This window comes from Granulicella sp. S156 (genome assembly GCF_009766105.1).
Lineage (GTDB): Bacteria > Acidobacteriota > Terriglobia > Terriglobales > Acidobacteriaceae > Granulicella.
The window spans coordinates 290,480-316,500 of record NZ_LMUH01000005.1 but is presented as its reverse complement, the minus strand read 5'-3'; the positions used below and the strand labels follow the sequence as shown (position 1 = coordinate 316,500).

General features: G+C 59.6%; 24 protein-coding genes. 9 read left to right on the top strand and 15 right to left on the bottom strand.

The window, feature by feature from the left end:
• Positions 1-315: 315 nt before the first annotated feature.
• On the bottom strand, positions 316-1,191 hold the full coding sequence (locus GSQ91_RS03540) for a hypothetical protein (protein ID WP_158819871.1): 876 nt from the start codon (positions 1,189-1,191) through the stop codon (positions 316-318).
• Between the two features lie 293 nt (positions 1,192-1,484).
• Between GSQ91_RS03540 and GSQ91_RS03535 the strand changes: the two genes are divergently transcribed.
• From GSQ91_RS03535 to GSQ91_RS03515, 5 genes are all read left to right on the top strand, one after another.
• Positions 1,485-1,739 (top strand): hypothetical protein, encoded by a 255-nt coding sequence (locus GSQ91_RS03535; RefSeq protein WP_254064345.1) that lies wholly within the window; start codon positions 1,485-1,487, stop codon positions 1,737-1,739.
• Entirely contained in the window at positions 1,736-2,521 is a 786-nt protein-coding gene (locus tag GSQ91_RS03530) for a septal ring lytic transglycosylase RlpA family protein (protein WP_158819870.1), read from the top strand. Before GSQ91_RS03535 ends, GSQ91_RS03530 begins: the two co-directional genes overlap by 4 nt.
• A gap of 117 nt (positions 2,522-2,638) precedes the next feature.
• Complete coding sequence (gene pelA / locus GSQ91_RS03525) at positions 2,639-3,994, top strand: pectate lyase (protein ID WP_158819869.1); 1,356 nt, start codon at positions 2,639-2,641, stop codon at positions 3,992-3,994.
• Positions 3,960-5,336 (top strand): flavin monoamine oxidase family protein, encoded by a 1,377-nt coding sequence (locus tag GSQ91_RS03520; protein ID WP_371417079.1) that lies wholly within the window; start codon positions 3,960-3,962, stop codon positions 5,334-5,336. The genes pelA and GSQ91_RS03520 overlap by 35 nt, the downstream gene beginning before the upstream one ends.
• A 74-nt stretch (positions 5,337-5,410) precedes the next feature.
• Complete coding sequence (locus GSQ91_RS03515) at positions 5,411-6,154, top strand: YIP1 family protein (RefSeq protein WP_158819867.1); 744 nt, start codon at positions 5,411-5,413, stop codon at positions 6,152-6,154.
• A 91-nt stretch (positions 6,155-6,245) separates the two neighbouring features.
• On the opposite strand, the gene GSQ91_RS03510 is transcribed toward GSQ91_RS03515, so the two are convergent.
• The gene (locus GSQ91_RS03510; protein WP_158819866.1) at positions 6,246-6,671 is read right to left on the bottom strand and encodes an OsmC family protein; all 426 of its coding nucleotides are present in this window, start codon (positions 6,669-6,671) and stop codon (positions 6,246-6,248) included.
• Between the two features lie 134 nt (positions 6,672-6,805).
• Positions 6,806-8,113: an NCS2 family permease gene (locus GSQ91_RS03505; RefSeq protein ID WP_158819865.1), complete on the bottom strand. Its 1,308-nt coding sequence runs from the start codon at positions 8,111-8,113 to the stop codon at positions 6,806-6,808.
• A gap of 296 nt (positions 8,114-8,409) precedes the next feature.
• Between GSQ91_RS03505 and GSQ91_RS03500 the strand changes: the two genes are divergently transcribed.
• Positions 8,410-8,925: a cupin domain-containing protein gene (locus tag GSQ91_RS03500; RefSeq protein ID WP_158819864.1), complete on the top strand. Its 516-nt coding sequence runs from the start codon at positions 8,410-8,412 to the stop codon at positions 8,923-8,925.
• A 272-nt stretch (positions 8,926-9,197) separates the two neighbouring features.
• On the opposite strand, the gene GSQ91_RS03495 is transcribed toward GSQ91_RS03500, so the two are convergent.
• From GSQ91_RS03495 to GSQ91_RS03485, 3 genes are read right to left on the bottom strand one after another with little or no spacing between them, the layout of a single operon-like run.
• Complete coding sequence (locus tag GSQ91_RS03495; protein ID WP_158819863.1) at positions 9,198-9,680, bottom strand: nucleoside deaminase; 483 nt, start codon at positions 9,678-9,680, stop codon at positions 9,198-9,200.
• 21 nt (positions 9,681-9,701) lie between these two features.
• Positions 9,702-11,261, bottom strand: coding sequence for a hypothetical protein (locus tag GSQ91_RS03490; RefSeq protein ID WP_158819862.1), 1,560 nt, complete (start codon positions 11,259-11,261; stop codon positions 9,702-9,704).
• Between the two features lie 37 nt (positions 11,262-11,298).
• On the bottom strand, positions 11,299-12,684 hold the full coding sequence (locus tag GSQ91_RS03485) for a CCA tRNA nucleotidyltransferase (RefSeq protein WP_158819861.1): 1,386 nt from the start codon (positions 12,682-12,684) through the stop codon (positions 11,299-11,301).
• 213 nt (positions 12,685-12,897) lie between these two features.
• Here GSQ91_RS03485 and GSQ91_RS03480 point away from each other — a divergent pair, with 213 nt between their 5' ends.
• On the top strand, positions 12,898-14,076 hold the full coding sequence (locus tag GSQ91_RS03480; protein WP_158819860.1) for a tRNA (adenosine(37)-N6)-threonylcarbamoyltransferase complex transferase subunit TsaD: 1,179 nt from the start codon (positions 12,898-12,900) through the stop codon (positions 14,074-14,076).
• Between the two features lie 218 nt (positions 14,077-14,294).
• Here GSQ91_RS03480 and dnaG read toward each other — a convergent pair whose 3' ends face one another.
• Complete coding sequence (gene dnaG, locus GSQ91_RS03475; RefSeq protein WP_158819859.1) at positions 14,295-16,088, bottom strand: DNA primase; 1,794 nt, start codon at positions 16,086-16,088, stop codon at positions 14,295-14,297.
• A gap of 191 nt (positions 16,089-16,279) precedes the next feature.
• Between dnaG and GSQ91_RS03470 the strand changes: the two genes are divergently transcribed.
• Positions 16,280-17,308 carry a YXWGXW repeat-containing protein gene (locus GSQ91_RS03470; RefSeq protein ID WP_158819858.1) on the top strand — a complete coding sequence of 343 codons (1,029 nt, stop codon included), beginning with the start codon at positions 16,280-16,282 and terminating at the stop codon, positions 17,306-17,308.
• A 100-nt stretch (positions 17,309-17,408) separates the two neighbouring features.
• On the top strand, positions 17,409-18,197 hold the full coding sequence (locus GSQ91_RS03465) for an RNA methyltransferase (protein WP_158819857.1): 789 nt from the start codon (positions 17,409-17,411) through the stop codon (positions 18,195-18,197).
• Positions 18,198-18,283: 86 nt separating this feature from the next.
• Here the strand turns inward: GSQ91_RS03465 and GSQ91_RS03460 are convergent, their stop codons facing one another.
• From GSQ91_RS03460 to GSQ91_RS03425, 8 genes are read right to left on the bottom strand one after another with little or no spacing between them, the layout of a single operon-like run.
• The gene (locus GSQ91_RS03460; RefSeq protein WP_158819856.1) at positions 18,284-18,631 is read right to left on the bottom strand and encodes a cytochrome C oxidase subunit IV family protein; all 348 of its coding nucleotides are present in this window, start codon (positions 18,629-18,631) and stop codon (positions 18,284-18,286) included.
• 34 nt (positions 18,632-18,665) lie between these two features.
• The gene (locus GSQ91_RS03455) at positions 18,666-19,427 is read right to left on the bottom strand and encodes a cytochrome c oxidase subunit 3 family protein (protein WP_158819855.1); all 762 of its coding nucleotides are present in this window, start codon (positions 19,425-19,427) and stop codon (positions 18,666-18,668) included.
• Positions 19,420-21,102 carry a cytochrome c oxidase subunit I gene (gene ctaD, locus GSQ91_RS03450; protein ID WP_158819854.1) on the bottom strand — a complete coding sequence of 561 codons (1,683 nt, stop codon included), beginning with the start codon at positions 21,100-21,102 and terminating at the stop codon, positions 19,420-19,422. The genes GSQ91_RS03455 and ctaD overlap by 8 nt, the downstream gene beginning before the upstream one ends.
• On the bottom strand, positions 21,099-22,160 hold the full coding sequence (gene coxB, locus GSQ91_RS03445) for a cytochrome c oxidase subunit II (RefSeq protein ID WP_158819853.1): 1,062 nt from the start codon (positions 22,158-22,160) through the stop codon (positions 21,099-21,101). The genes ctaD and coxB overlap by 4 nt, the downstream gene beginning before the upstream one ends.
• 9 nt (positions 22,161-22,169) lie before the next feature.
• Positions 22,170-23,099, bottom strand: coding sequence for an SCO family protein (locus GSQ91_RS03440; RefSeq protein ID WP_371417078.1), 930 nt, complete (start codon positions 23,097-23,099; stop codon positions 22,170-22,172).
• Between the two features lie 54 nt (positions 23,100-23,153).
• Positions 23,154-23,843, bottom strand: coding sequence for a hypothetical protein (locus tag GSQ91_RS03435; protein ID WP_158819852.1), 690 nt, complete (start codon positions 23,841-23,843; stop codon positions 23,154-23,156).
• On the bottom strand, positions 23,833-25,185 hold the full coding sequence (locus tag GSQ91_RS03430) for a hypothetical protein (RefSeq protein ID WP_158819851.1): 1,353 nt from the start codon (positions 25,183-25,185) through the stop codon (positions 23,833-23,835). The genes GSQ91_RS03435 and GSQ91_RS03430 overlap by 11 nt, the downstream gene beginning before the upstream one ends.
• 42 nt (positions 25,186-25,227) lie before the next feature.
• Positions 25,228-25,983 carry a cytochrome c gene (locus tag GSQ91_RS03425; protein WP_158819850.1) on the bottom strand — a complete coding sequence of 252 codons (756 nt, stop codon included), beginning with the start codon at positions 25,981-25,983 and terminating at the stop codon, positions 25,228-25,230.
• Between the last annotated feature and the right edge of the window lie 38 nt (positions 25,984-26,021).

Below are 26,021 nucleotides of genomic sequence, written 5' to 3'. Positions count from 1 at the left end.
CGACTTTTTCAGCAACCTCTGAAGCCCATTCTGTGGTGGCCCTTAATGTCCGGGCTAAAGCCCGGACCTATCTCAGAAACAACAGCAACGGCAAAGACAACGGCGGTGGTGGCGACAATGCGGGGGTCCTTCGCCAAACCACCCCGGTACGGCTCAGGATGACGGCGAAAAACAAGCAACAGCAACGGCAACAAAAGCAGATTCCCTGCGGAATGACAAAAAGAAAGGCAGTTGCAAAGAGTTGCCGGCTCGCGGCGTTCTCTGTTTTCTGTTTTCTGTTCTCTGTTCTCTGGTTCCTGGTTCCTGGTTCCTGCTCTACTGTTTCTTTTCGAGATGAATGGCCTGCAGCACCTCATCGCGAAATTCGCTGATGAAAAAACCGACCGCTGCACCGCCGATAGAGCCTCCAAAAGTCGCCGCGGTGTCATGGAAGTTCCTATTGCTCTGCGGGTAGTAGGCATTGGTCAAGACACTGGACGCGGCATAGCCGACCAACAGGGAACCATTTACGGTGGAGTTTCCGCTATCCGTACGCGTAATGATCGGTCGCGAAACCGCATAGGCTACGCGATAGAAGAGATTGTGCTGCGGGCCCTGCACGTAGTAGCGCGGATCTTCATGCATGATCGGAGCGAAGACGGCATCGGAGAAGACCGCTTCCGTCGTATCACGGAGAAGCACCGCTCCCAGGCGCTGCTCAAAGGCTCCGCTGTCCGTGCCATAGTTCGGCTGTCCGTTTGTGATGTGTGAGAAGCCTGCGGCACCCACCATCCCGGCAATACCTATCGGTGAGGCGAGCTCGCGCAGGCCGAGGAGAAATTTTTGGTGCGACGTGATGGGTTGCGCCGTCCACCCATCGGGAATTCTTTTCATCAGCGCTGGCGCAATGTGCGCGCGCGCTGCCGGACCATGGCTTGTTTCGAGTGCCGATTCTCGAGAGGCTATCGCACTGGGCGCGTCGGGCAACTCGTCCGCGCTGCTTGAGACAGCAGCGGAAGACTCTGCGGGCTTGAAAAACTCCTCCGCAGAAGCCGTCGAAGCCAGCAACATTGGATTGGCCTGGGTCGTGTCAGGCGTGGATAGCTGGCCTAGCTGTTCCTGGCCCTGTGCGCTGATCGAGAGCAGAGTGAACCCGAATATCACGGGGAAAAAAAATGAGGTGCCTTGCATACGCAGATTTTTTAAAGTCATCGAGCCTTCTATTCCATTCTTCCGGCAACCGATTGCGCTGCTATGGCGCTGAACTCTGCCCCGCCGGGAATGGGGCCCCTCTGTAAAGGACGCCTGCCGCGTCCCTGCGGTTGTATTCAGAGAAGTTAGCCCGCATGAGGCAAGGGCCGTTACCAGCTGGGCACTGCACGCTGCAATGTCCATTGACTAGCGGCCTTCACGAACGAATCATCGAAAGAAGAGCGTTGGCAGTTGCGCGGATTGACGATCGTTGCAGGCTGAAGCACAAACGAATTCTCGAAAGGGTGTCGCCAATGGATCAGCAGAGTGGAACGAAGCGTCCCTGGGAAGAGCGTGTGAGCGAGGCTGGCGCGCGGCTTCGCAATGAGTTTCAGGATGAGTTGCAACGCGTCGTGAGCTTTATCGATACCGAGGTCGCTCCCGAGGTGCGGCGGCATGGGTCTACGGCCCTGAGAGCTGCTGCTACACGGCTGCAACAACTCGCAGAACACATGGACGACGCGAAGCACTCCAGCCCGGACGGCAAATCCGATGGAGAGGCACGATGAACAGGCTCAGCAAACGCCTTGGTTGCCATACTGCGGCATTATTAGCGATAGGGTTTTCCGCTCTCACCCTGACGGGCTGTCATCATCGGACGGCTGTTGCCTACCAACCGCCTCCACCTCCTGCAGGGGAACATCACTCGACCGCGAACACTGCAACCGCAACGCCACCCATTGATTTAGGCGAAGAGGCTGCCAACGCGCCACCGGGCTTCTTTGACGACACCAGAGGCAAACCCGTTTTTACCGAAGAGGGCACCGCCAGCTGGTACGGCACGGTCTATCACCATCATGCGGCGGCTGATGGCACGATCTTCGACCAGAACGAGATGACCGCCGCTCATCGCACGCTGCCGATGGGCTCGACGGTGCGCGTGACCAACCTCGCCACCGGTCAGCAGGTGCTGGTGCGGATCACCGACCGCGGACCGTTTGCCCCCGGCCGCGTGCTGGACCTTTCGATGGGCGCCGCGAAAGCAGTGGGCATCTACCGCGCGGGCGTGGCGAAGGTGAAGGTTGAAGCCTTTGCCCACACGAGCTCCGACCCAGAGGGCAAGTGGTGTGTACAGACGGGCGCATTCAAGAACGAGGACGACGCGCTCGCGTTGAAGGCTGGACTGCTGCAACGTTACAGCACGGCGAAGGTCATCGAGTTCTCCGGGCCGACCGGCTTCTGGGTACGGATCGACCCCGCGCAACATAGCAAGACCCAGGCCGCAGAGATTGCCGACTGGATCGGTACGCCGGATCCGGCAGCGCTGCCTTATCTTGTGCGACTTGATTAGGAGCAGGAAACAGCAAACAGGTAACAGCAAACAGAAAAGACCTGCAGCTAGGACGGGTGTGGAGTATCCCCGTTTCCTGTTTGCTGCCTTGGCTTAATCCTGTAAGACAGGTGTACGATGTTGTCCGTGCGCGCCTTTGCTTTTTCTCTCTTTGTCCTGCTTCCCCTGCATGCTTCCGTGATTGGTGTAAGCAAGCCCGCCGAATCGCTGACCGAGGCACGCGTGATGGCGTTGCCGGTGGCACAGCGGGGGCCGTGGCTCGACTACCTGAGGCGCTCCGCAGAGCAGATGCGCACCGACAAAGCTGTGCTGTCTGTCGAGCGTATGGGGGTGAAAGAGATTCTTCCGCTGCCTAAGCAGCATTTTTCTGCACGGTCAATTCCACTGCACAGTACGCCGGAGTTCTACAAGAGCGACGAGGCGCGACATATCGGCGATGTGATTCTGTCGTTCCAGACGGCTGCCGGTGGGTGGTCGAAGAACCTCGACATGAGTGGCCCGGCGCGAATGCGTGGGCAGAGCTATGCCACAGCGAATCTTGCGCCGGTGAGCAGCGGGCCTGGGGACTTCGACGAAGCCGGGGACGAGAGCTGGCACTACGTCGGCACGCTGGACAACGACGCTACCAACACGGAGCTGCACTTTCTTGCGGAGCTCTCCGCGGCGCTACCTGGGCACGAAGGCGATGCGTATCGTGCCAGCTTTTTGCGCGGCCTCGAGTATCTGCTGCATGCACAGTTTCCGAACGGCGGATGGCCGCAGGTGTGGCCGTTGGAGGGAGGCTATCATGACGCGATTACCTTCAATGACGACGCTGTGACGGAGTCGGCCAAGATACTGACGCTGGCGGTGAAGGGCGAACGCGTTGCGGGAGCAGTGGAGTCGCAGCAGCCGATAGAAGACTACAGCTTCGTTCCTGCGACGTTGCGCATGCGAGCAAGGACGGCGGCGGCGAAGGCGCTGGAGTGCATTCTGGCGACGCAGATTCGCGTACCCGCAGAGGATGGCAAAGGCACGGTGCTCACGGTGTGGGCACAGCAGCATGATCCACTGACGCTGGCTCCCGTCGCGGCGCGCAACTTCGAGCCAGCTGCGCTCAGTTCGGGCGAATCGGCCAGCGTGATGGAGTATCTGATGTCGCTCGACCATCCTTCGCCTGCTGTGGTGCGCTCCGTGGATGCTGCTGCTGCGTGGTTCGAGGCCCACAGGATCATGGGCTATACGTGGAGCGGAGGACGTGACACTGCGGGCGGGCGCAAGCTGACGAGCTCGCCAGGTGCGGGGCCGCTGTGGGCTCGCTACTATTCTCTGACGACCGGTAAGCCGATCTTCGGGGACCGCGACAAGACGATTCATGACGACGTGATGGAGCTCTCGGTCGAACGCCGCAATGGCTATGCGTGGTACGGTCGCGGACCAGAGAAGACGCTGAAGGCCTATGCCGCATGGAAGTCTGCACACACGGCGAAGTGAGCGCATCCAATCGTTCATGCGGGATGCAATGACTGACGACAACATCGACGTTCTGATTCTTGGGGCCGGCATAGCCGGGTTGACGGCGGCGCGTGCGCTGAGTGAACGCGGGGTGCGGGTCACTGTGGTGGAGGCTCGTGATCGCGTGGGTGGCCGCTTGCTCTCGCGCGTGGCCGCAGGGGGAGACGTCGTGGAACTCGGCGCGGAGTTCGTTCACGGGCGGGCGCAGGAGTTGTGGGCTCTGCTCGCGGAGTGCGAGGCCCAGACTACGGAACGCGAAGGCACTATGTTGCGCGAGGACGGGAACGGAGGCCTCGTCGAGGACGACCCGCAGGATGAGGAGAGGTTTGCGCCGCTGGAAGACCTCGAAGACTTTACGGGTGAGGATGTTTCCTTTGCCGACTGGCTCGCAACGAGCGATGTTCCAGAGGAAGACCGCCCGGCGTTGCTGGGGTACGTCGAAGGCTTCAACGCCGCCGATGCGCACACGATCGGTGTGCGCTCGCTGGGTGTGCAGCAGAAGGCCGAAGAGGCCACCGAAGGCGACCGCTCGTGGCATGTTCACGGAGGCTATGCGCAGATCGCAGAGCACCTTGCCGGGCGCGTCAAAGAGCACGGCGGCAATGTGCTTCTTAACGCTGAAGTCCTCGCCGTACGCTGGAGCACGAGCAACGTTGAGGTCGAGACGAATCAGGGGATTTTGCGGGCAAAGCGATGCATCATCACGTTGCCACTCGGAGTTCTGCAGCGCGTCAACAGTAAGGCTGGGCTAAAGATCACTCCCGAACCTGCTGCGATCGTGCAGGCGCGGCGCCTGGCGATGGGTCATGCCGTCCGCTTTACGATGGTCTTTCGCGAGCGCTGGTGGGAGCAATTGCGCGCATTGCCTGCAGAGACGCTGCGGGCGATGAGCTTTCTCTTCACCGCACAACACCTGCCTCCCGTCTGGTGGACGATGCACCCGGAAGCGGAGGCCGCACCCACCCTTACCGGCTGGATCGGCGGCCCGCGCGCAAAAGCGCTCGAAGGCAGGAGCGCGGGTGAACTGGGGCGCGAAGCCTGTGCCACGCTCGCACAGGTCTTCTCGGTAGACGAAAGCCTGGTACGCGCCTCGCTCCTGGAAACCCACAGCCACGACTGGTCAAGCGACCCATTCGCGCGCGGCGCCTATAGTTACGTTCCTGCCGGTGCGATGGACGCTCCTGCGGCGATGACGCAGCCGGAGGACGAGACGCTCTTCTTTGCGGGGGAACATACCGATACGACCGGACATTGGGGCACGGTGCATGCAGCTCTTCGCAGCGGACTGCGCGCGGCACAACAGGTACTCGGCGAAAACTGAAGGATTTTCCCTATATCCGTTCCTTCGCGATACACTGCGGTCAATCGTTCAGCGACCCCGAAGGAGCCTGTCTCATGACTGATGCTGCTAGCCTGCCTGAAACCCCAGGGCTTACTCAAACCGAGCGTGTGGTGGATACCTTCCTCGCCCCCTCCAAGACGTTTAACGATATTTTGCGCAACACCAGTTGGTGGCTGCCGTTTATTCTGCTGGTCGTTGCCACTATCGGCTCCTGCTTCGCTATCGACAAGAAGGTCGGCTTCGACAGCATTGCCGAGCACCAGATGACGAAAACTCCCGCAGCCGCGGAACAACTGCAGCAATTGCCGCCAGATCAACGGGCTGCCAGGCTGCACGGAGCTGCTAAATTCACTCGCATCTTCACCTATGGCGCTGCTATTCCATTTCTCATCATTATCGCGATTGAAGCGCTGGTGCTTTGGGGATGCTTCAACTTTGGACTTGGTGCCCGAACCACCTTCGGCCAGGTCTTCGCCGTCATCATGTACGCGGGTCTGCCACGCCTCTTTATTTCGTTGCTGACTATCATCCTGCTCTTTGCCGGAGTGGGTACGGACGGCTTCGATATCAACAACCCTGTCGGCACCAACATTGGTTACTTCCTTCAGGACTCCTCGGCGGCAGTGAAGGCCGCGGGCGCCTTTTTCGATGTCTTCGGCCTTTGGTCGCTGGCGCTGCTGGTCATCGGCATGGCCATCATTTCGCGCAAGAGCATAGGGCAGGCCGCGGCAATCATCGTCGGCTGGTGGGTCATTTTCCTGCTGATCTTCACAGGAGTCGCGGCCGCGTTCGGCTGAAAAAGATTGATTACAAAAGTGAAGGGCTCGGCTATGTGCCGAGCCCTTCACTTTTGTAATCAACAAGCACTTTAGAAAGCTGTGTACAGAGTTAGACCAACTGCGCGTCCAGAGTGATCTCGGCGCCCTTCAGAACGCGCGAGACTGGGCAACCCTCTTTGGCTTTCTTCGCGATCGTGTCGAAGGTTTCCTTGTCGATGCCGGGAACCGTGGCCTTGGTGGTGAGCTTGATCTTCGTGATGGTAGGGCCGTCGGCGAGGAACTCAAGGGTGACGACAGCGGTGGTATCGACAGTGTCAGCGACGTGGCCTGCGGTGGCGAGTTCGTTGCTGAACGCCATGCTGAAGCAGCCTGCGTGGGCTGCCGCGATCAGTTCTTCCGGGTTGGTGCCTACGCCATCTTCAAAGCGTGTCTTGAAGCTGTACTGCGCGTCTTTGAGGGTGGTGCTCTGCGTGGTGATGCTGCCTTTGCCAGCCTTCAAATCGCCGTGCCAAATTGCCGTTGCTTTACGATCCATTGCTTTCTCCTGGGGAGACGCCCCGCCCGAGGGTGGCTTGTCTCGATGAGTTTGATGCGCATTTCTGCAGAAGGCTACACCGATTGACATAAAAGTCACAATCAACGGTACGCTTCGGTTGGTCTCAGACTACTTTATGCCGCGTGAAGATAGATAAAGCGCGCCAGGAAGAGCAGCGCAAGCAGATAGAGCATCCAGTGCTGACGGCGGCCCCGGCCGGTCGCCACCTCCAGCACGGCGAAGCTGATGATGCCGAACGACAGCCCTGTGGCGATGGAATAGGTCAGCGGGATAGTGATGAGCGTCAGGAACGAAGGGATGGCCACGCGTGGCTCGTCCCAGTCGATGCGGGCAGAGCCCGCAACCATGAGCGCGCCGACCAGGATCAGCGCCGGGGCTGTCGCAAAGTCGGGGATTGCGCCAACCACCGGCGCGACGAAGATTGCGAGGAGGAAGAGCACGCCCGTTGTGATTGCGGTAACGCCTGTGCGTCCTCCTGCGGCTACGCCGGCGGAGCTCTCGATATAGCTCGTCACAGTGGATGTTCCGGCGAGCGAGCCCACTACGGTTGAGGTGGCGTCGGCGAAGAAGATCTTGTCCAGACGCGGGATGGTATGGTCTGCGGAGATGAGCCCAGCGCGCTCGGTGACGGCCACGAGGGTGCCGATGTTGTCGAAGAGGTCGACGAACAGGAAGACGAAGATGATCTCGAGCGCATTCATCCGGAGCGCGCCGCGCAAGTCGAGGTGGAACGCTGTCTGGCGGATGGCGAGAGGGTTGAAGGTCGAAGGATGCCAGTGGACCTGATGACAGAGGATGCCGACGAGCATCGTCCCTAGCACGCCGATCAGCATCGAGGCCTTTACGCGATGGGCTTGCAGCACAGCGATTAAAACAATTCCAAAGATCGCCAGCAGCACTGCGGGAGAGTGCATGTTGCCGAGCGTTACGGTCGTCGCGGCACTGGGCACGATGATGCCCGAGTTGCGCAGGCCGATGAAGGCGATGAACAGGCCAATGCCACCCGCGACCGCTGCGTGCAGTTGATACGGAATGGCGCCGACGAGCCTCTGCCGGATACCGCCGAAGGTCAACAGAAGGAAGATAACGCCGGAGAGGAACACTGCGCCCAGCGCCGTCTGCCACGGCACTCCCATGCCCTTTACGACGGTATAGGTGAAGTAGGCGTTCAACCCCATGCCTGGTGCCAGCGCGAGCGGATAGTTCGCCAGCGCCCCCATCAGGATCGACCCGAAGGCCGCGCACAGGCAGGTAGATGTGGTCACGGCAGCCAGCGGCATCCCGGTCTGGGACAGGATCGAGGGGTTCACGAAGATGATATAGGCCATCGTGATGAACGTGGTCAGCCCTGCGAGCAACTCTGTACGCCAGTTGGTGGAGTGCTCGGCAAAACGAAAGTAGTGCTCCAGACGGCTGCGCATTAAAGCAGTTCTCCTGTTCCTACATATCGGATACGTTCAAACGAGTGCCGCTTTTCTTGGGAAAAAGCGGCGTTTAGAGCATTGGCTTCCGGATACAGCTATAGGAGAACCACTTGAGGCTGCTGGGTCCCCTTCGTGGATCAGATTGTGATGAAAGATGGTTAGTCTCCAGCATAACTTGAGAATCGCTGGAGGAGACTCGATGGCTCCCAGCAATTCTAAGTGGGTCACGAAAACGGCCAGGATGACGATAGGAGCAACCGGCTTTGTTTTGGAGGCCCACTTAGAATTGTTGAATGAATTCGCTTACCGCAAATCAAGTGAAAGAAATGCTGGGTCTTGCGCCACATCCGCGTGAGGGTGGGTGGTTCGTTCGGACCTATGAAGCAACGGAGACGGTTGCAGCAGATCAGTTCGCGGACGGCCGCTATGATGGCCCACGGCGCACCTCAACGGCCATCTATTATCTGCTCGAGCCGGATACCTTCAGCGAGATGCACCTCCTCGCCAGCGATGAGGTGTTTCATCACTATCTTGGCGGCGCGGTTGAGATGCTGCAGCTACACCCGGATGGCCGCAGCGAGACTCTTCTCATCGGCCCGGACCTCGCAGCAGGCCAGCGTCCGCAGGTGCTGGTTCCGCGCGGTGTCTGGCAGGGATCTCGATTACTGCATGCTGAGGGTTTCGCCCTGCTTGGGTGTACGGTTAGTCCGGGGTTTGAGTTTGTGGATTATCAGGCCGTGCCACGAGAAGAGTTGGTTGCAAAGTGGCCGCATGAGGCTGAGTTGATCGCGAAGCTAACGCGAGGTTAGAGAGCTACAAATCCGGGTGCCCCATCTTCGCGACGGTTTCATCGTTGCTAAGGTGGGCATCGCGCGGATGCGTGACCGCTCCCGCCCATCTTTTCTCTTCCTGGGCTCTTCGCGTCAGTACATCCGGTGTAGTGATACGAACATCACAGGCAAAGCAGAGATGGGCAGAAGCAGTTCGCTTCGCGAATGCCCACCTTAGCCGCGCAAAGAACGCGCGTCGAAGATGGGGCACCCGGATTGTCACCGATGGATACCCGGATTATCGCCTCTATCTACTCCACCACTTCGACCACGCCGATGTCTTCGTTCCAGACTTCGGGATGCGTGGCGATGTAGCTGTTGAGCATCTCGACACACTCCGGCGAGTGGAGGTCGATGACATTGATACCGAGCCCGCGCAGCTCATCGATGCCGCCCTGAAACGTTTGCGATTCACCTACGACTACCGTTTGGAAGCCGAACTGACGAACCAGGCCGCTGCAGTAAAAGCACGGAGCCAGCGTGGTGACCATGATGAGGTCGCGATAGCTCTTCTGTCGCCCGGCGCGGCGAAAGGCGTCCGTCTCGCCGTGAATGGAGGGGTCGTCCTGCTGCACACGGCGGTTGTGGCCGCGGCTGACCAGCGAGCCGTCAGCGCGAAAGATGGCTGCGCCGATGGGGATACCGCCCTCCGCCAACCCTGTGCGAGCCTCTTCGATCGCGACCTGCAGCATCGCGGCGTAATTGGGTGTTGTGTGTGGTGTTTCTTTCAACATATGCAGCCCAGCATATCGGAATCAGTGGAGCGGGTGGAGCTCTTCCTCTGCCAGCACCTTGCTGCCCTTGCGCAGATAGATTCGGTAAGCCGGCGCGCTCTCGTCGCCGAAGTGCCGCTCAATGACCGGAACATATGTGGAACGCAGATAGGCGGCATACTGGGGCCATGCGTCCAGCTTGTCGAAGGTCACCGTGCCGTGCTGGAACCACTCATTCCCCAGAACCACAACATTAGCCGGATGCTCCCGGTCGTGCGCCAGAAACCAGTTCCTGTAGTAGTCGACGGCTGGGCTTGCTGTAGGAGAGAACAAGAGCAGATCGCCCGTAGTCCCCGTGTTCTGGACCAGCCGCATTCGATAGAGAGCACCGATACAGCCCTGGATCAGGTCCATGCACTGCACTTGTTCCTGCAGGCTATCGCCACCGAGCTGTACAAGATCACTCTGAAGCGCGTGGGGAAGCGCGTTCGTCTGTTCCCCAACGCGTGGAGATCCGTGGATGATCCTTCCGTAGTAGGGCACAATCACCAGGAATAGAGCGGCCACGCCGGCCACGCCCACTATGCGGGAACGCTTGTCCTCACGGTGCATCGCCTCTGTCAGCTCCCAGCCTGCCCAGAGAAGAATGGCCACCACGAACATGTAGCGGTGGTAGAGGTATCCTTTGCCCTGCGCGAAGTACGAGAGAGCACCCATCGCCATAGCGCAAAAGAGCGCCCACCGCTCCCAGCCCACACGCCGCCTGCCCAACGCTGCGGCCACGATGCCAAGAGCCACCGGAAGGACCAGCGCCATCGGCATCAGATGGCGAAACATGTAGACATAGCTGCGTTGATTGAGCTGCCCATACGAGGGCACGATCTTAGTGCAGATAAAGAGAAACGCTCCCCATGCCTGGTGCTGCAGGAGAAACCCCACCATAAGCGCCGCAATGGCGACATTTCCCGCGAGTCCCCACAACAGGTATTTGCCTATGCGTTCGCCGCTTCGCTTAAGGACGACGAACAACAGCACCAGCAGCGCCACATCGAGCAGCAGGGCGCTGGGTTTCAGAGACATCGCAAGCCCAGTCAACAAGCCGAACGGAAGCATGAGCGCAGGCGTGCGCCGCCGCAGAGAGAGAAACAGCATGGCCGTGGCCGCCACCAGCAGCACCATCATCAATTCATCGCGCTCTGTCGCCACGATGGGCCCCTCGGAGCCGTGCATCATGATGAAGAACGTCGCCATATAGATGCCGGCGAACCAGCGGCGAGATCCGCCAATCACCATTCCGCTGACGGTGAGCACCGCCATGAGGAAGAATTCATAGATCCGCCACGACAGGTCGCCCCAGCCAAAGACGGCCATGCCCCATCTCTCCGTGAGATAACAGCCGGGCAGGTTCATGTCCGTGATCTCGGAGTAGGGGCGCAGTCCGCGACTCATCAGGAAGTTGACGTAGTGCATGATGGGGGTATCCCACACCATCGGCCAATGCACTGTGCTGGCCACATAGAAGGCGAACAGGCCAACGAAGACGGCGCTCGCGATCCAGCGTAGACGCGCAAGGGATTGGTCGGAGAGCACGCCAGTAGACATTAACTCGAATCTTACTGGAATTGCCGGCTCTCTTCCGTTATTTCGGTGCTCCAAATCGGTCCTCGATGAATCGCAAAGCTGCTTCAGGCGTTGACACTACACCTTCCAGTTGCGCGTCCTCCGCGGCTTCCAGCATCTCGCGGAAGCGTGGACCGGGCTTGTAGCCTGCGGCGATCAGGGCTTCGCCATCCAGCAGAAGCTTCGGCTTGATCTGCTCCTCGCCCAGTTCTTCAAGGTGTTGTTTCGCGAAACCGTACATGCCGAGCTCCCCATGGGAGCTGAGACTGTCGGCGTGATGCAGAGCCAGATGCTCGTCGAATTTTGGCAGCCGCAGAAAACGCTTCAGCGTAGATTGCTTCATCTTCGTTACATCGCCAAACTGCATGTGGTGCTTTACCAGCGCGAGAATCTGCTCCGTATCGTCGTTGCTGAAGCGTAGGCGGGTGAGGATAGAGTGCGCGACGGCGACCCCTATCTCCACGTGACCGTTGAAGCGGATGCGGTCGCCAGGTTTGGCGGGATCAGGTGGCGTAAAGGTCGCAGGCTTGCCGATGTCGTGCAGCAGCATGCCCCAGGCCAGGGTTGGGCTTGCGTTCCTGGGCAAATGCTCGAGGAGCATCAGGGTATGGATCCAGACATCGCCTTCAGGGTGATACTGGGGCGGCTGCTCGACGCCTTTCATGCGAGCGACTTCCGGCAGCACCTGGCTCAACAAGCCGCTCTCATCCAGTAGTTCGAAGCCTCGCCGCGCTGCGCCTTCGGTAAGGATCTTCGTCAGCTCATCGCGCACGCGCTCGGCGGAGACTTGTGCGATGCTGGCGGATTGCGCCTGAATCGCGGCCATGGTGCGATGTTCTATGACGAAGTCGAGCCTTGCAGCGAAGCGGATAGCCCGCAACATGCGCAGCTTGTCCTCGGCAAAGCGTGTGGCCGCGCTGCCGATAGCGCGCACCAGCCTGTGCTCCAGATCGAACTGGCCGCCAACGAAGTCGTGCACGCAATCGTGCAGACGATCGCCTTCTTCATAGGCAATCACGTCGAGCAGAAGGCCGTTGATGGTGAAGTCGCGGCGCAGAACATCTTCGCGTGGATCGAGCGAGAACCGAACTGCGTCCGGACGGCGGCCGTCGCTGTAGGCGCCATCGTTGCGGAAGGTGGCAACTTCGGTTGCGGTACGTTCACCAAGAACCATCTCGATCACCAACACCACGCCAAAGTGCGCTCCAACCGACTCGGTGCGAGGGAAAGCAGCCTGCACCTGGTCCGGAGTGGCGGAGGTCGCTACGTCAAAGTCGTGGGGATCGGCGCCGAGCAGAAGATCTCGCACGCAACCTCCGGCAAAGTAGGCTGTGTGGCCAAGTTCGCGCAAGCGGCGTGTGATAGCGAGGGCTGCTTCGTAGTGTGGATTGTTCAGCCTGGGCATAGATGATTGGTATCTGTAAAAATTCGCGGTTGCTGCTTATGCTCTTGCCTGTTTTCGCCGTCATCCTGAAGCGTAGCTGAAGGACCCCCCGCATTGGTGCTACCCCAAATTCGGGGGTCCTTCGCCGATGGCTCAGGATGACGGCGAAAAACAGGCAACAGCAACAATAACGTAAGCCATCACAAATTTCGTACAAGTTCTAAGATAGACCTTGTGCGTTCCCGCCTCATCCTCGGCATTGAAAGCTCCTGTGACGAAACCTCTGCAGCTGTAGTGCGTGGCGGACGCGAGGCGCTGTCAAACGTGGTCGCCTCGCAACTGGTGCATGGCGACTACGGCGGCGTAGTTCCTGAGCTTGCGTCGCGCGAGCACTTGCGGGCTATCGTTCCGGTTGTCCAGGAGGCCATGCAGCGGGCTGGTGTGGTCTATAGCGACCTTGATGCTGTCGCCGTCACCGAAGGCCCGGGGCTGGCAGGTGCGCTGCTCGTGGGGCTTACGTTCGCGAAGGCGCTGGCGTTTGGGGCGGAGCTTCCGCTGATTGGCGTGAACCATCTTGAGGGACACATCCACGCAGTCCTGATGGATTCGGAGTCTTCGTTCACCGACGCCTCGCCGCTGCTCGCGCTGGTCGTCAGCGGTGGGCATACCCATCTGTACCTCGCGACGAAGACACCGCAGAATACATGGCGCTACCGGAACGTAGGCAAGACGCTCGACGATGCCGCCGGCGAAGCCTATGACAAAGCTGCCAAGCTGCTGGGCCTACCCTATCCAGGCGGCCCGTGGATGGACGCACTCGCAAAGCATGGCGACCCAAAGGCTGTGCCCTTTAGCTTTGCGCAGATCAAGACGAAAGCCACCGGAAACACAGCGCCGAAGCTGGCCCGCGAAGTTGCGGATGACACGCGGCGATTCGATCTCTCCTTCAGTGGCATCAAGACGGCTGTGCGGCGTTACGTGGAACTGCATGCGATGCGCGAACGCATCGACGCACGTGCGCGGAGTCTGCAGGAGTCCGGCCTTGCCAAGGGCAAGCCCAGCGATCCGGAGACGCTTGCGCGCGCATTGGCGTTCTTCGAACCAGAGACACTGAACATTATTGCCAGCTTTCAAGCGTCAGTGACCGGATATCTCATACGCACGGCATTCGCGGCAGCTGAACACTTCGGCGCACGTGGATTGCTAGTCAGCGGAGGCGTCGCGGCCAATAGCGAGCTGCGTCAGCGTATCTCTGCTGAGGCTGCACGGCGACATCTGCCGGTTGCGTTTCCTTCGATTGCCTTGTCCACCGACAATGCCGCGATGATCGCGGCAGCCGCCTGGCCGAAGCTGCTTGCGGAGGAGTTCGCGCTGGAGACGCTGGAGCCTACGCCGCAGTTGCGGCTGGGGTAGAGTTACCTCTCTCAGATAGAGAGTCAGCGATCGCCTTCAGCCTGTAGGCGTGACTGTGACCTAATGGAGAACAATGGTCTAGTTAACATAGAGAGCTGAGACAAAACACACATGAGCAGGAGCGGTCGCCCTGCGGGCGATACCCCACCCTTTGCCAAGGTACGGCAAAGGATGGGGCACCCGATTGGGGCTCTGCCTACAAGTCATAGAAATTTGAGCTAGCCATCCAAGCGGCGCAGTTCGGCTTCCAACTGCATTTTCTCGTGCGCCAGCTGCATGAGCATCTCTTGATTTCCCTGACGCATGGCTTCGGCAATCAGTGTCCGAATTTCACGCAGACGTCTATCGAGTCGGCGCTCATGCAGAGTATGCAGAGCGTTCTGCACCTGTTCCTGCAGCGTCTCACGCGAGGCCTCGCTCTCCCCCGAGGCTTGATGCAGCACGCTTGCCAGTAGCAGGCGCGAGGCGTCGTCGGGCGCGGCCTGCAGCGGATTGTCCGGTGCAGGAGCGTTTGCGAACACCTCGATCAGAGGCGCTGAAGGCAGCTCCGCATACCACTCTGGATTCGCCGCAAGCTGATCTGCGGCAAGCGCTCGCGACGAGTCCGCGTCGGGCAGTACGAGAGCGCACAGCAGGATGCGCTCAATCTCCGACACCGCTTTTTGTTGCGGCGCGCGCACGCTCTCCAGGCGCTGTTGTGCGGCTTGCTTCAACTCCTGACGCATCAACGAACTCTCGATGCCGAGCTTCTGTGCAGCGTTCTCAGCAAAGTCATTGCGGGCAATAGGATTTGGGATGCGGCGGATGTGCGGCAGGAGAAAGTTCAGCGACTTCACCTTTGCCTCTGCCGTTCGCGCGGGAAAGAGCACACGTGCGCGCTCGATCAGGAACTCCTGATAGCGAGCTGCGCCGCGCACAGCCGTCGCATACTCCGCGACACCGCGCTCGCGGACGAAGCGGTCAGGATCGAGGCCGCCTTCCAGCGTAATCACGCGCACATCGAAGTCTTCTTCCACGAGCAGTCCGAGGGTCTTCTCCGCGGCATTGGCTCCCGCGTTATCAGGATCGAAGTTGAGCCAAACTCGCTTGCTGAAACGGCTCAGGATACGCAATTGATGCTCGGTGAAGGCCGTGCCACTGGTTGCAATTACGTTGTCGACACCGTTCATGAAGAGCGAGATGCAATCCATCTGCCCTTCGACCAGCAGCGCCGCGTCCTTGCTCTTGATGGCGGCCTTTGCCTTATCGAGATTGAAGAGCACCTGCCCCTTCGTATAGAGCGGCGTCTCCGGCGAGTTCAGATACTTTGGCCCGGCCTTTGCATCGGCGTCGGCCGAATCGAGGGCGCGAGCCGTAAAGGCTATGGGCTTTCCCTGCTCATTGCAGATCGGAAACGTGATGCGCTTGCGAAAGCGCGCATACATCGGGCCGGGCGAGCCATCCTCCTGCTCCTTGGAACTGAATAGGCCGCTGGCACGAAGCACTTCTTCTGTAAAAAATTTGCCCAGGCGGTCGCGCATATCGTTGAAGCTCTCAGGCGCGTAGCCGAGGCGGAATTTCGCAATGGTATCCGGCGTGATTCCGCGTGAGGTCATGTACTCACGGGCGCGGGCAGCTTCGGGGGAGTGCAGGCTCTGTTGAAAGTACTGCGTGGCGGCCTCGTGGACATCGATCAACTGCTTGCGAAGCCCGGCTGCCTGAGCCTCGTGCGGCGAGTTGAACTCGCGCTGAGGCAGCGGGATGCCCATCTTCGTGGCGACCGACCGCACGGCCTCAGGAAAGCTGAGGTTCTCCATCTTCATCACAAAGGTAAAGACATCGCCGTGTTCGTGGCAGCCGAAGCAGTAGTAACTCACTGTTGCGGGATAGAGATAGAACGAGCCCGACTTCTCTTTGTGAAACGGGCACAGCGCCGACCAGTTCGCTCCGGATTTGCGCAGTTTAATGTACTCGCCGACGACGCGAACGACGTCAGTCTGCTGCTTTACGGTCTGGGCAAAGTTGTCGGCCATAGGCGAGGGTTTAGGGCCCAGGGTTTAGGGTATAGGGTTTAGGTTCCTCTGTCCCCCTGGGCCCTGAGCCCTCGAACTTTACAGCAACATGCGCCGCATACCTGGGTTTCACTTAAGCGAGCCCCAAATTTGGGCACCCGGCAGGTTTCTGGCTAGAATTTTGGCTAAGCGGGCACTAAGGAGAATAAGAAATGGCTTCCTTCAAAATACTTCGCAAGATCATGATTGCTGCCGCACTAGCCGTTCCGGTCGCTATGCTGCCGGTCGCACAGGCTCATGCCGGGATCTTTATCTCGGTAGGTTTCGCGCCCCCGGCGTTGCCGGTTTACGTTCAGCCCCCTCTACCCGCTCCCGGCTACCTCTGGACGCCTGGCTACTGGGGCTACGGTGATGCTGGCTACTACTGGGTTCCCGGCGTCTGGGTAGAACCGCCTACCCCTGGCTTTCTTTGGACTCCTGGCTACTGGGGCTTTGGCGGCGGCGTTTATGGCTGGCACGGCGGCTACTGGGGTGCTCACGTCGGCTTCTACGGTGGCGTCAACTACGGGTTCGGCTATGGCGGTATCGGCTTCGCCGGTGGTGAGTGGCGCGGTGGCGTATTCGCCTACAACGGTGCTGTGAATAACTTTGGCGGTGTTCACGTGACCAACGTGTATGTGAACAGGACTATCGTCCAGCAAAACACCATCATCAATAACACTCATGTCTCCTATAACGGCGGAGCCGGCGGCATCAACCGTCAGGCCAGCCCGCAGGAGCAGCAGTTCGCCAACGAACGCCACATCCAGCCCACTGCAAACCAGACGCAGCACCAGAACTTCGCAGCGCAGGATCGCTCGCAGCTTGCTTCCGTCAACCATGGCCGCCCAGGAACTCCGGCTGCCTCGAGCGTCAACTCGTACCACCAGGTAGCGCAGCAGCACTCGTCTGCGCAGCCGATCTCGGCCGCGGACCGCTCGGCGGGCCAGAGCTATAGGCCGAGCGTCAACCAACGTGAGGGCAATCAGGACCAGCGTATCGCCAACGGGGAACATTCCGGGGCGATCAACTCCCGTGAAGCTGCTAATGACAACCAGCGCCAGGCCAATATCGACCATCAGGTCGCCAATGACCGGTCAGCCAATGGAGGTCATCTCACCCAGCAGGAGCATCAACAGGTCAACAAAGAGCAGAACAAGGCTAGCCGTCAGATCTCCAAACAGAAGGAGAAGGGCAAGTAACCCTGTCCTCTTTACCCGAAAGGGCCAGCCGCATGCGGCTGGCCCTTTACTTTTGCAATCCTATCCGCAGTTGCCGATGCGCCACTACTAAAATTGGGTCATGCTTTCAGCGGCCTATCGATCTCGTCTCACTGTCGTGCTGGTTGGAGCGCGCAATCCGAGCAACATTGGGGCGGCGGCGCGGGCTATGCAGGACTTCGGGTTCCACGATCTTCGTATCGTCAACGACTACGCCGCACCCTTTGAGGCCGCACAGCTTGAGGACTCGCAGCTTACTGTCAAGTCTGCCGTGGGTGCGGCGTCCGTTATGGCGGAGGCCCGCAGGTTCTCCAACCTCGCCGAAGCCGTGGCGGATTGCACACTTGTTGCCGGTACTACTGCCATCGGGGAACGGGACATCCGGCAGGATGTCGTGTCGCTGCAGCAGGCTGCGCCGAGAGTGCTCGGCGAGCTGCAGAAGGACGGGCCGCGGGTGGCGCTGCTCTTTGGCTCGGAGAAGACCGGCCTCACCAAGGAACAGCTAAGTTACTGCTCGCTGCTGACGACGATTCCCATGTTCGCTCCTGAGGCGGCACGGCATCTTTCGATGAACCTGGGACAGGCCGTTGCGGTCTGTCTGTACGAGCTGACGCGGGAGGGCTTTGAGGGCGCCAAGGAGCTGCCCGTACTGCACGAGGCGGCGGCGACTGCTGAGGACCGCGAACGGCTTACGCAGCTTCTGCTCGATGTCTTGCACGCTACGGGCTACTCGCGGCGTTTCCCGGCCAATGCGAGTGAGCCGCTGGTACGGCAGCTTGCTCTGCAGCTTGGGGAGAGTCATCGGGAGGCGATGACCTGGATGGGGGTTTTAAAGCAGGTGCTGTGGCGGGAACAGCAGGGTGTTGGATAATGCAGTATCCGGCGCGATTCTGAGCGGCAAAACATAAAAAAGATGCGCCAAGAGGCGCATCTTTTTACGTATAAGTTATTTATTTTCTACCACATACCCCAGGCGCGACTGATATAGTCGCTCAGGGTCATGGTGATCAGGACGATGAAGGTGAAAAAGCCTGCGCCGACGGTCATCTTGATCAGTTTCGACTGATACTTCACATGCATGAAGAACAGGATGACGATCACCGCCTTGAAGCAGGCGATGGCGAGGGCGATCACCGGGTTCAGCCAGCCCAGATCGATGTAGGCTGCGATCACGGTGATGGCGGTGCCGACCAGCAGCGTGCCGAAGACCATGCAGTACTGCAGCGGCGACACGATATGGTGCTCAGAGTGCTCCGGGTTGGTGACGTTGGAGGGATCGTGGTAGATCTCGGTCTCGTGTGCCATCGCGTTTTCCTTAATCAATTCGAATAGATCGGCGTTACTTCAGCGGGTGACGGTTGATCAGATAGAGCAGTGGGAAGAGGAACAGCCACACAATATCGACGAAGTGCCAGTACAGCCCGAAGTTTTCAATCGGCGCAACATATCCGGCACTGAACTCGCCTCGATGCGCCCTCCATGTGAGCCAGAACAAGATCACGATACCGATGATCATGTGCAGGGCGTGCATGCCGGTCATCGCGAAGTACAGGAAGAAGAAGATCTGCGTGTGCTCGGCCATGTCCGGTGCGAGCGGCTCTTCCTTCAACCCATAGGCTGCAGGGTTGGTAAACATCGCGGTGCTGAAGCTGGCACCCGGAATGTGATGCTTCTCGTACTTCTCGTGATACTCGTCTGCCTTGACGCCTAAGAAGGCGACGCCGAAGAGCGTGGTGAGAATGAGCATGACGACGAGCAGACCCTTTTTGCGAACCTCGGCGGCCCATACACCCAGCGCCATGAAGAAGCCCGAGGTGATGAGGATGGCCGTGTTGGCCGCGCCTTCCGGCACGTTCAACTGGTTCGAAGCGACGGTGAAGGCCGGGTAGTACCAGTTGCGGTAGAGCAAGTAGGCGAAGAACATGCCGCCGAAGAACATGATTTCGGTCAGCAGGAAGAGCCACATGCCGAAGCTGCCGGCCTCGCGCTGCTGCTCTTCCGTCTCGAAGTGGTGACGGTGCTGCGGCAGCACGACGTGCTCGTGCTCGGCTGGGACCGCGGTCTCGTGCGTGTGGGGGTGGGTCGCGATCACGTTATCCAACGGTCGTCACCTCTTCTCTCTGCTTTTTCTCGAGCCACTCGTAGTCGTAGGCTTCATAGTCTACGATCGGCGTCTCAATGAAGTTTTCGGTCAATGGCGGCGACTGGATCTGCCACTCGAGACCGGTTGCCTGCCACGGGTTATTGCCCGCGATCGCACCGTACTTCAGCGACCAGCCGAGGTACAGCAGAGGCAGCATGTAGCCGACGCCCAGCACCGTAGCACCTGCAGTCGAGAGCACGTTCAGCACCTGATACTCGGGCGGATACGCTGCGTAGCGGCGTGGCATGCCGAGGTAGCCCAGGATGAACTGCGGCAGGAAGGTCAGGTTGAAGCCGATGAAGGTGACGACAGCGGCGAGCTTGGACAACGACTCGGGGTACATGCGCCCGGTCATCTTCGGCCACCAGAAGTGGATGCCCGAGAGGAACGCCATCAACATGCCGCCCACCATGACGAAGTGGAAGTGCGCCACTATGAAGTAGGTCTCGGTCAGGTGAATGTCCATACCCAGCGAGCCGAGGAAGACGCCCGTCAGGCCGCCGATGGTGAACAGCCCCATGAAGCCGAAGGCATACAGCATGGGGGTCTCAAAGGTAATCGAGCCCTTCTGCAGCGTGAACGCCCAGTTGAAGATCTTGATGGCCGACGGGACTGCGACGAGCATGGTCAACAGCGAGAAGACCAGCGCCGAGTAGTTCGACACGCCCATGATGAACATATGGTGCGCCCACACGAAGAAGCCGAAGAGCGCGATGGCCACCGAGCTGAAGGCGACCGCCGTGTAGCCGAAGACGCGCTTGCGGCTGAAGGTCGAGATGACCTCGGAGATCACGCCCATGCCGGGCAGAATCATGATGTACACGGCCGGGTGCGAGTAGAACCAGAAGAGATGTTGGAACAGCAGCGGATCGCCGCCTTTGGCGGGATCGAAGACGCCGATGCCGACCAAGCGCTCCAGAGCGACCAGCACGATAGCGATGGCGAGTACGGGGGTTCCGAGCACCATCAGGATCGAGGCTGCGTAGTTGGACCAGACGAACAGCGGCATGCGGAACCAGGTCATGCCTGGGGCGCGCATACGGTGAATTGTCACGATGAAGTTCAAGCCGGTGAAGATCGAGCTGAACCCAGCGATGAAGATGGCTGTTGCCGCGGTGAGGACGTGGGTGTTCAGGTAGTGCGTCGAGAGCGGCGTGGTGAAGGTCCAGCCGGTATCGACTCCGCCCAGCACCAGCGCAGCCAGCGTGAGCGTTCCACCGATGAGGTAGAGGTACCAGGACAGAAGATTGATCTTGGGGAACGCAAGGTCCTTGGCACCCAGCATGATCGGAATCAGGAAGTTCCCGAGGGTCGCCGGTACCGACGGCACCAGGAACAGGAAGATCATGATGATGCCGTGCATGGTGAAGAACTTGTTGTACGTATCCGCCGCGACGAGATCGGACTGAGGCGTCAGCAGCTCCAGCCGGATAAGACCCGCGAACGCTCCGCCAATAAAGAAGAAGAACGTGATCGAGATCAGATACAGCATCGCGATGCGCTTATGGTCGCCGGTCAGCAGCCAGCTCAACAAGCCGTGCTCGTTGTTGATGTAGTGCTTCTTCGGGAGCGTGGCCGTGCTCTGGTCAGGCAGAGAGACGATGGTGTGCAAAGTGGGGACGCTGGTACTCATGGCTTCACCGTTTCAGACGTTGTGCCCTCGGTGGGCGTTGTGGGCGCTGCCTGATTGGACTCCGATGTCATCAGAGTCTGCTGCACCCGGAAGTTCGACTGCAAATTCTTGATGTACTCGACCAGGTCGATCAGGCCGTCTTCGCTGATCTGCCCCTGGTACGTAGGCATGATTGGAGAATATCCTGCCGTGATGTGCTGTGACGGACTCAGGATCGCATCGCGGAGATAGGCATCGTTCACCAGCACCTGGCTGCCGTTGGTGAGCGTCAGCTTGGAGCCGTAGACACCAGCGAGGTTCGGACCGCGAGCTGCGGCGTTGCCGCTATGGCAGGCGTTGCAACCCATGCTGGCAAATAGCCGCTCGCCGTTCTGCGCCAGGCTCATGCCGCTGGTCGACTGCTGAATCCACTTCTGGTAGTCATCCGGCGAGAGCACGGTGACTTCACCGATCATGCCGGAGTGCTGCGTGCCGCAGTACTGGGTGCAGAAGATGTGGTAGGTGCCGGGCGTGGTGGCTTGAAACCAGACCGTGGTGTAACGGCCCGGGATGACCTCGCGCTTGACGCGGAAGTCGGGGATCGAGAAGCTGTGGAACACGTCCTGCGAGATCATGGTGAGCTGGACCGGACGACCCATGGGGACGTGCAGCGCGTTGATCTCGTGCTGTCCGCCGGGGTGCTCGGCCTTCCACATCCACTGCTTGCCGACGACGTAGATGTTCATCGCATTGGCGGGTGGATCGTAGATGCGGAAGTACAGCAGCGCGCCCCACACAAAGGTGACGAGGAAGATGGCCAGCGGAATGATCGTCCACGTAGCCTCGAGCAGAGTCGAACCTTCGACCTGCGTGGCGACGGGGTTCTTCTCGCGGCGATAGCGAACCGAGAAGCCGAAGATGAGGGCGCCGACGAGAATGAGGCCGACGATCGTCATCAACAGCAAAAAGAAATAGAGCGCGTCAGTGTACGGCGAAATGGTTGACGCTTCAGCCGGAAAGAGGGCCGAGGCGTGAAGCCACTTCACCAAAAATTGCCACAGTACTGGACTAATTCCCATCGTTAGCCTTTATCCGTTCCGCCGGTTGTCATTGTCATCCGGTTGAGGTGTGTCGTGGTCGCGTCCGAGACGAAGGTCGCGCCGGAACATCAGAAACATGAAGCCGCCCAAGCCCGCCACTGTCATCATGCCGCCCAACTGCACGACCCGCGCCACCATCAGCGAGTGCTTGTTGATTTGCGGATCGTAGTGATAGCAGTAGGTGAGGATGTTGGCGACAGGTGAACCGATTTTGTTGCCTGAGGCATCGATCAGCCCCAGGAGAATGTCTTTGGGCGAGTATTCAACGCCGAGGTAGTACTGCGCCAGCCGGCCCTGCGGCGTGGCGATCTCGATAGAACTGGCATGCGCAAACTGCGAGAGCGTGCCGTCGGGACCGGGGACGCGGGTATAGCCATAGCCAGTTATGCCCGTCATCGCATCGATGGCCGGCTTCTGCCCGGTAAGAAAGTGCCAGCCGTCAGCCGTCTCCGGATGTCCGTAGCGCTTTACGTAGCGCGCCTTGTACTGAGCTGCAAGCTGTGGTGTCTCGCTTGGATCGATGCTGACCACGACGATCTGGAAGTCCTTGCCCGGAACCAGATGCACCATCAACAACGCGCTTACGAGGCCGTCCATCTCTTCCGAGCACAGCATCGGGCAGTTGTAGTACACCATCGAAACGATGGCCGGGTGCTTGCCGTCGAAGTACTTGCCCAGCGTTACAGGAGCGCCGGTGTCGTCGACGAAGGGCGCGTCCAGCGGGAGCTGCGCGTTGAGGTGCTGCGTAACCTGCACCTTCTGCAAGACCTGTGGAAGCTGGTCGCCGGTGTTCTGGCCGGTGGACTTGTCCCCGTAACTCGAAACCTGCGCCGAGAGTGGAGCGCACGCGAGGGCGAGCATCAACGCAAAGGTCTTTGCGTTGCCTGCCTGCTTCCGGATTGTGCGCCCTGCATTCACTCGTTGCTCTCTTTCGGTACTGCTAACTTTTAGCTCTTAGCTTCTAGCTAGAAGCTAGTCTTTCTTTGCTTCTGCCCGATTGAAGTCGTTCTTCTCTTCGCGGGCTTGAATCGTCTCCAGCTCATAGCCGGTACGGGCGAAGCCGTTGGTTAGCGGAGCCTGAACGACCGGCGCACTCTCGCCAGCCATCAGAGACTGTGGTGTTTGCGCTGCGGGAGCCGAACCGAGGCCGCGCTGCACGATCAACTGCATCGCGCGATCGATAGGAATGCGAACTGCACCCTGAGGCAGATCGGTCGATGAGCTGTAGTGATCCAGCAGCAGGTCTTCCTTCGCGTGCAGATCGGCGATGTCCTGGTTTCCGTCATCCGTCTCCAGCCGCGGTGTCGGGAAGGCCTGGGTCATGCTCTGCAACCCCTTCTGCTCCATCTCAGCATTCGAGCTCAGGTCTTCGCGCTTGTCACCGTGAGGGGTTGCGCCGGGCTGCGACAGATTCGCCTGCCACTTGTTCGTTGCGCCGTGTGCCTTGTCCTGATCCAACAGGAAGTAGTTGATCGCCTTGCCCATGAAGAAGCAGAAGACGAAGAAGATCAGCACCGTACCAAACAGACCAGCGAGGAACGTGGCGATACCGCCGGAGTTGACGTCCTGTACTTCGTAGCCGGGATGTTCCGCATCGCGCGAATGCGGCGGATGCGGGCTGGTGCCCTCCGGGCGACCTGGATCGTTTCCTTTAGTGTGCATGCTCAGGCTCCAAAAGCTCTTCCGTGTGCGGGTCGTTCACGTTGATCAGCGGCCGCTTCATCAGCTCGGTCAGGTAGAAGAACACCCAGACCGCGACGACCGCGATCGGCACTGTGACGTAGGCCAGAATTCCGAAATTGCCCGCGAGGTGCAGGTTGCCGGCGGCATCGTTGAAGTTTGGCTCGATCAGCCAGAACATGTCGATGAAGCGGGCGAAGATCATGAACGCGGTCACCCAGATCATCTTGCTCTTGGAGCGCTTGATGTCGCGCGAGAGCAGGATGCAGAAGGGGATAACCCAGTGGCAGATGACGTCTGCCGTGCAGATATACCACCAGCCGCCATGAATGCGGTGCAGGTACCAGGGAATCTCGTCCGGCAGGTTACCCGACCAGATGATGAGGAACTCCGCAAAGGTGAGGTAGATGTTCAGCATCACGAAGGCGAAGGCCAGCTTGCCCATATCGTGCTGCTCGGTGGTGCGGAACATCGTCTTCATCGGCTCGTAGCGCGAGAGCAGGATGAGGGTCAGGATGCCGAGTGCGAGGACCGCGTAGCCTTGTGCGACGAGGAACTGGAGACCGTACACCGAGGAGTACCAGGTGACGTCCAGCGACTTGACGAAGACGATGACGAACATCGACATCAGGATGACGTAGAGCAGGATCGACGGGCCGGAGAGGTTCTCAAAGCGGACGCGCCACTTGTCAAAGCTCGCCACGGTTCCGGCTTGCGGGTCGGCATCGCGCTGCACCGACCAGCGGTTGAGCAGGGTGATGACCAGGCCCATAAAGGCGAACACGATAAAGAATTCGACCACGGCGCTTGTCGGGCTCAGCATGGTGAGCTTCGAGGCGGCAGTCAGCTGCTGTTCGTGAGTGATGAGGCCTTGATGGTAGGCGTTCAAGAGAGCCGATTTGTTCGGGAAGGCTGCCCAGACATACAGGTGCTTCATCAGAAACAGCACTGGCAGAAACAATACGACGAGTAGCCACCAGGTGCGGGTCATGGCTTCGAGCGGGCGACGCAGGATCTGGCCCCACTTACCGCCGGACACATACTGCACCATCAGGAAGGCCAACGCGCCGCCGCAGAAGTTGAAGCATGTCATGTAGCCCATCAGGTAGGCGCGCAGGAGGTGATTGCGGCCTTCATGACTGCCTAGAAATACGAGTGAGAGAAGTCCAAAGACGACCGCAACGATGGCGGCGCGGGTGCGCCAGGCGCCCACGACGGCAGGCGTGGCCAACACGCTGGGCAGCTGCTTAGGCCCATTAGGGCCGTGGTGCCCCGAGTTTCCGTGCGTCAAATCCGCTCCGTGATGTTCGTGTTCAAGTGACATTCGTCAGTCGCCTTCAAAGTTCCAGAAGTTTCGAAATCTGTTCTACTGCTTGGTTCCGCTCGGCTGTGCTGTCGGCGCAGTCTTTGCCGCTGCTGCCGGAGCCGTGCCAATGTTCTGTCCCGGAATACCGTTGTCCTGATTGTTCGGCGTTCCATAGATTGCCGTGGACGGCAGACCCCATGGATCGGCAAACCCAGGCTGCATGCCTTCGTCCTTCGCGATATCGTGCAGGTCCTGCACGTGCTGGCCCGCTGCAACATCGGCCTGCTTCGCATTCTGGCTGAGCTGCAGCGCCCGAACGTAGGCTGCAACTGCCCAGCGATCTTCGGGTGTCAACTGTGCGGCATAGTCCGGCATCGCACCGTAGCCGTTGGTCATGACGTTGAAGAAGTGGCCGAGCGGCGCATTGCGGAGACGATCGGTATGGAAGTCGCCGGCAGGGCGGTAGCCGCGCTGCACGATCATGCCGTCGCCATTGCCTACACGTGAGTGGCAGGGCGTGCAGTAGATGTTGTACCGCTCCTGGCCGCGCTGCATGACTTCGGTGGTCAGAGGAATCGGAAGGCCATCGCCTTCTTTGCCGTCCTGCAGGCCGGTGAAGAAGTAGGCATCCTGATGAAGCTGATTACGCGCCACGGTGTTTTCTACCTGCGGACGCGCAGAGCGGCCATCCGTATAGAAGGTCGTTCCGCGCTGCGGAAAGAACTTGGGCTGATCGTGCATGTCCTGGCGGCAGCCGGCGAGAACCAGCATCGCCGCCATCGCCGAAAGCCCCGTCACTGCACGTGCTACCCGCATCGCTGTTTCCTGTTTCCTGTTCGCTGTGTCGTGACTCT

What these genes read in the sequence shown, in the direction of transcription:
- GSQ91_RS03460 (WP_158819856.1), bottom strand. Translation starts at nt 18,631, where the DNA reads ATGGCACACGAGACCGAGATCTACCACGATCCCTCCAACGTCACCAAC.
- GSQ91_RS03530 (WP_158819870.1), top strand. Translation starts at nt 1,736, where the DNA reads ATGAACAGGCTCAGCAAACGCCTTGGTTGCCATACTGCGGCATTATTA.
- GSQ91_RS03500 (WP_158819864.1), top strand. Translation starts at nt 8,410, where the DNA reads ATGAATTCGCTTACCGCAAATCAAGTGAAAGAAATGCTGGGTCTTGCG.
- GSQ91_RS03465 (WP_158819857.1), top strand. Translation starts at nt 17,409, where the DNA reads ATGCTTTCAGCGGCCTATCGATCTCGTCTCACTGTCGTGCTGGTTGGA.
- GSQ91_RS03520 (WP_371417079.1), top strand. Translation starts at nt 3,960, where the DNA reads ATGCCGCATGGAAGTCTGCACACACGGCGAAGTGAGCGCATCCAATCG.
- coxB (WP_158819853.1), bottom strand. Translation starts at nt 22,160, where the DNA reads ATGGGAATTAGTCCAGTACTGTGGCAATTTTTGGTGAAGTGGCTTCAC.
- GSQ91_RS03515 (WP_158819867.1), top strand. Translation starts at nt 5,411, where the DNA reads ATGACTGATGCTGCTAGCCTGCCTGAAACCCCAGGGCTTACTCAAACC.
- GSQ91_RS03540 (WP_158819871.1), bottom strand. Translation starts at nt 1,191, where the DNA reads ATGACTTTAAAAAATCTGCGTATGCAAGGCACCTCATTTTTTTTCCCC.
- GSQ91_RS03490 (WP_158819862.1), bottom strand. Translation starts at nt 11,261, where the DNA reads ATGTCTACTGGCGTGCTCTCCGACCAATCCCTTGCGCGTCTACGCTGG.
- GSQ91_RS03435 (WP_158819852.1), bottom strand. Translation starts at nt 23,843, where the DNA reads ATGCACACTAAAGGAAACGATCCAGGTCGCCCGGAGGGCACCAGCCCG.
- ctaD (WP_158819854.1), bottom strand. Translation starts at nt 21,102, where the DNA reads ATGAGTACCAGCGTCCCCACTTTGCACACCATCGTCTCTCTGCCTGAC.
- GSQ91_RS03495 (WP_158819863.1), bottom strand. Translation starts at nt 9,680, where the DNA reads ATGTTGAAAGAAACACCACACACAACACCCAATTACGCCGCGATGCTG.
- GSQ91_RS03485 (WP_158819861.1), bottom strand. Translation starts at nt 12,684, where the DNA reads ATGCCCAGGCTGAACAATCCACACTACGAAGCAGCCCTCGCTATCACA.
- GSQ91_RS03470 (WP_158819858.1), top strand. Translation starts at nt 16,280, where the DNA reads ATGGCTTCCTTCAAAATACTTCGCAAGATCATGATTGCTGCCGCACTA.
- pelA (WP_158819869.1), top strand. Translation starts at nt 2,639, where the DNA reads ATGTTGTCCGTGCGCGCCTTTGCTTTTTCTCTCTTTGTCCTGCTTCCC.
- GSQ91_RS03505 (WP_158819865.1), bottom strand. Translation starts at nt 8,113, where the DNA reads ATGCGCAGCCGTCTGGAGCACTACTTTCGTTTTGCCGAGCACTCCACC.
- dnaG (WP_158819859.1), bottom strand. Translation starts at nt 16,088, where the DNA reads ATGGCCGACAACTTTGCCCAGACCGTAAAGCAGCAGACTGACGTCGTT.
- GSQ91_RS03535 (WP_254064345.1), top strand. Translation starts at nt 1,485, where the DNA reads ATGGATCAGCAGAGTGGAACGAAGCGTCCCTGGGAAGAGCGTGTGAGC.
- GSQ91_RS03430 (WP_158819851.1), bottom strand. Translation starts at nt 25,185, where the DNA reads ATGTCACTTGAACACGAACATCACGGAGCGGATTTGACGCACGGAAAC.
- GSQ91_RS03510 (WP_158819866.1), bottom strand. Translation starts at nt 6,671, where the DNA reads ATGGATCGTAAAGCAACGGCAATTTGGCACGGCGATTTGAAGGCTGGC.
- GSQ91_RS03425 (WP_158819850.1), bottom strand. Translation starts at nt 25,983, where the DNA reads ATGCGGGTAGCACGTGCAGTGACGGGGCTTTCGGCGATGGCGGCGATG.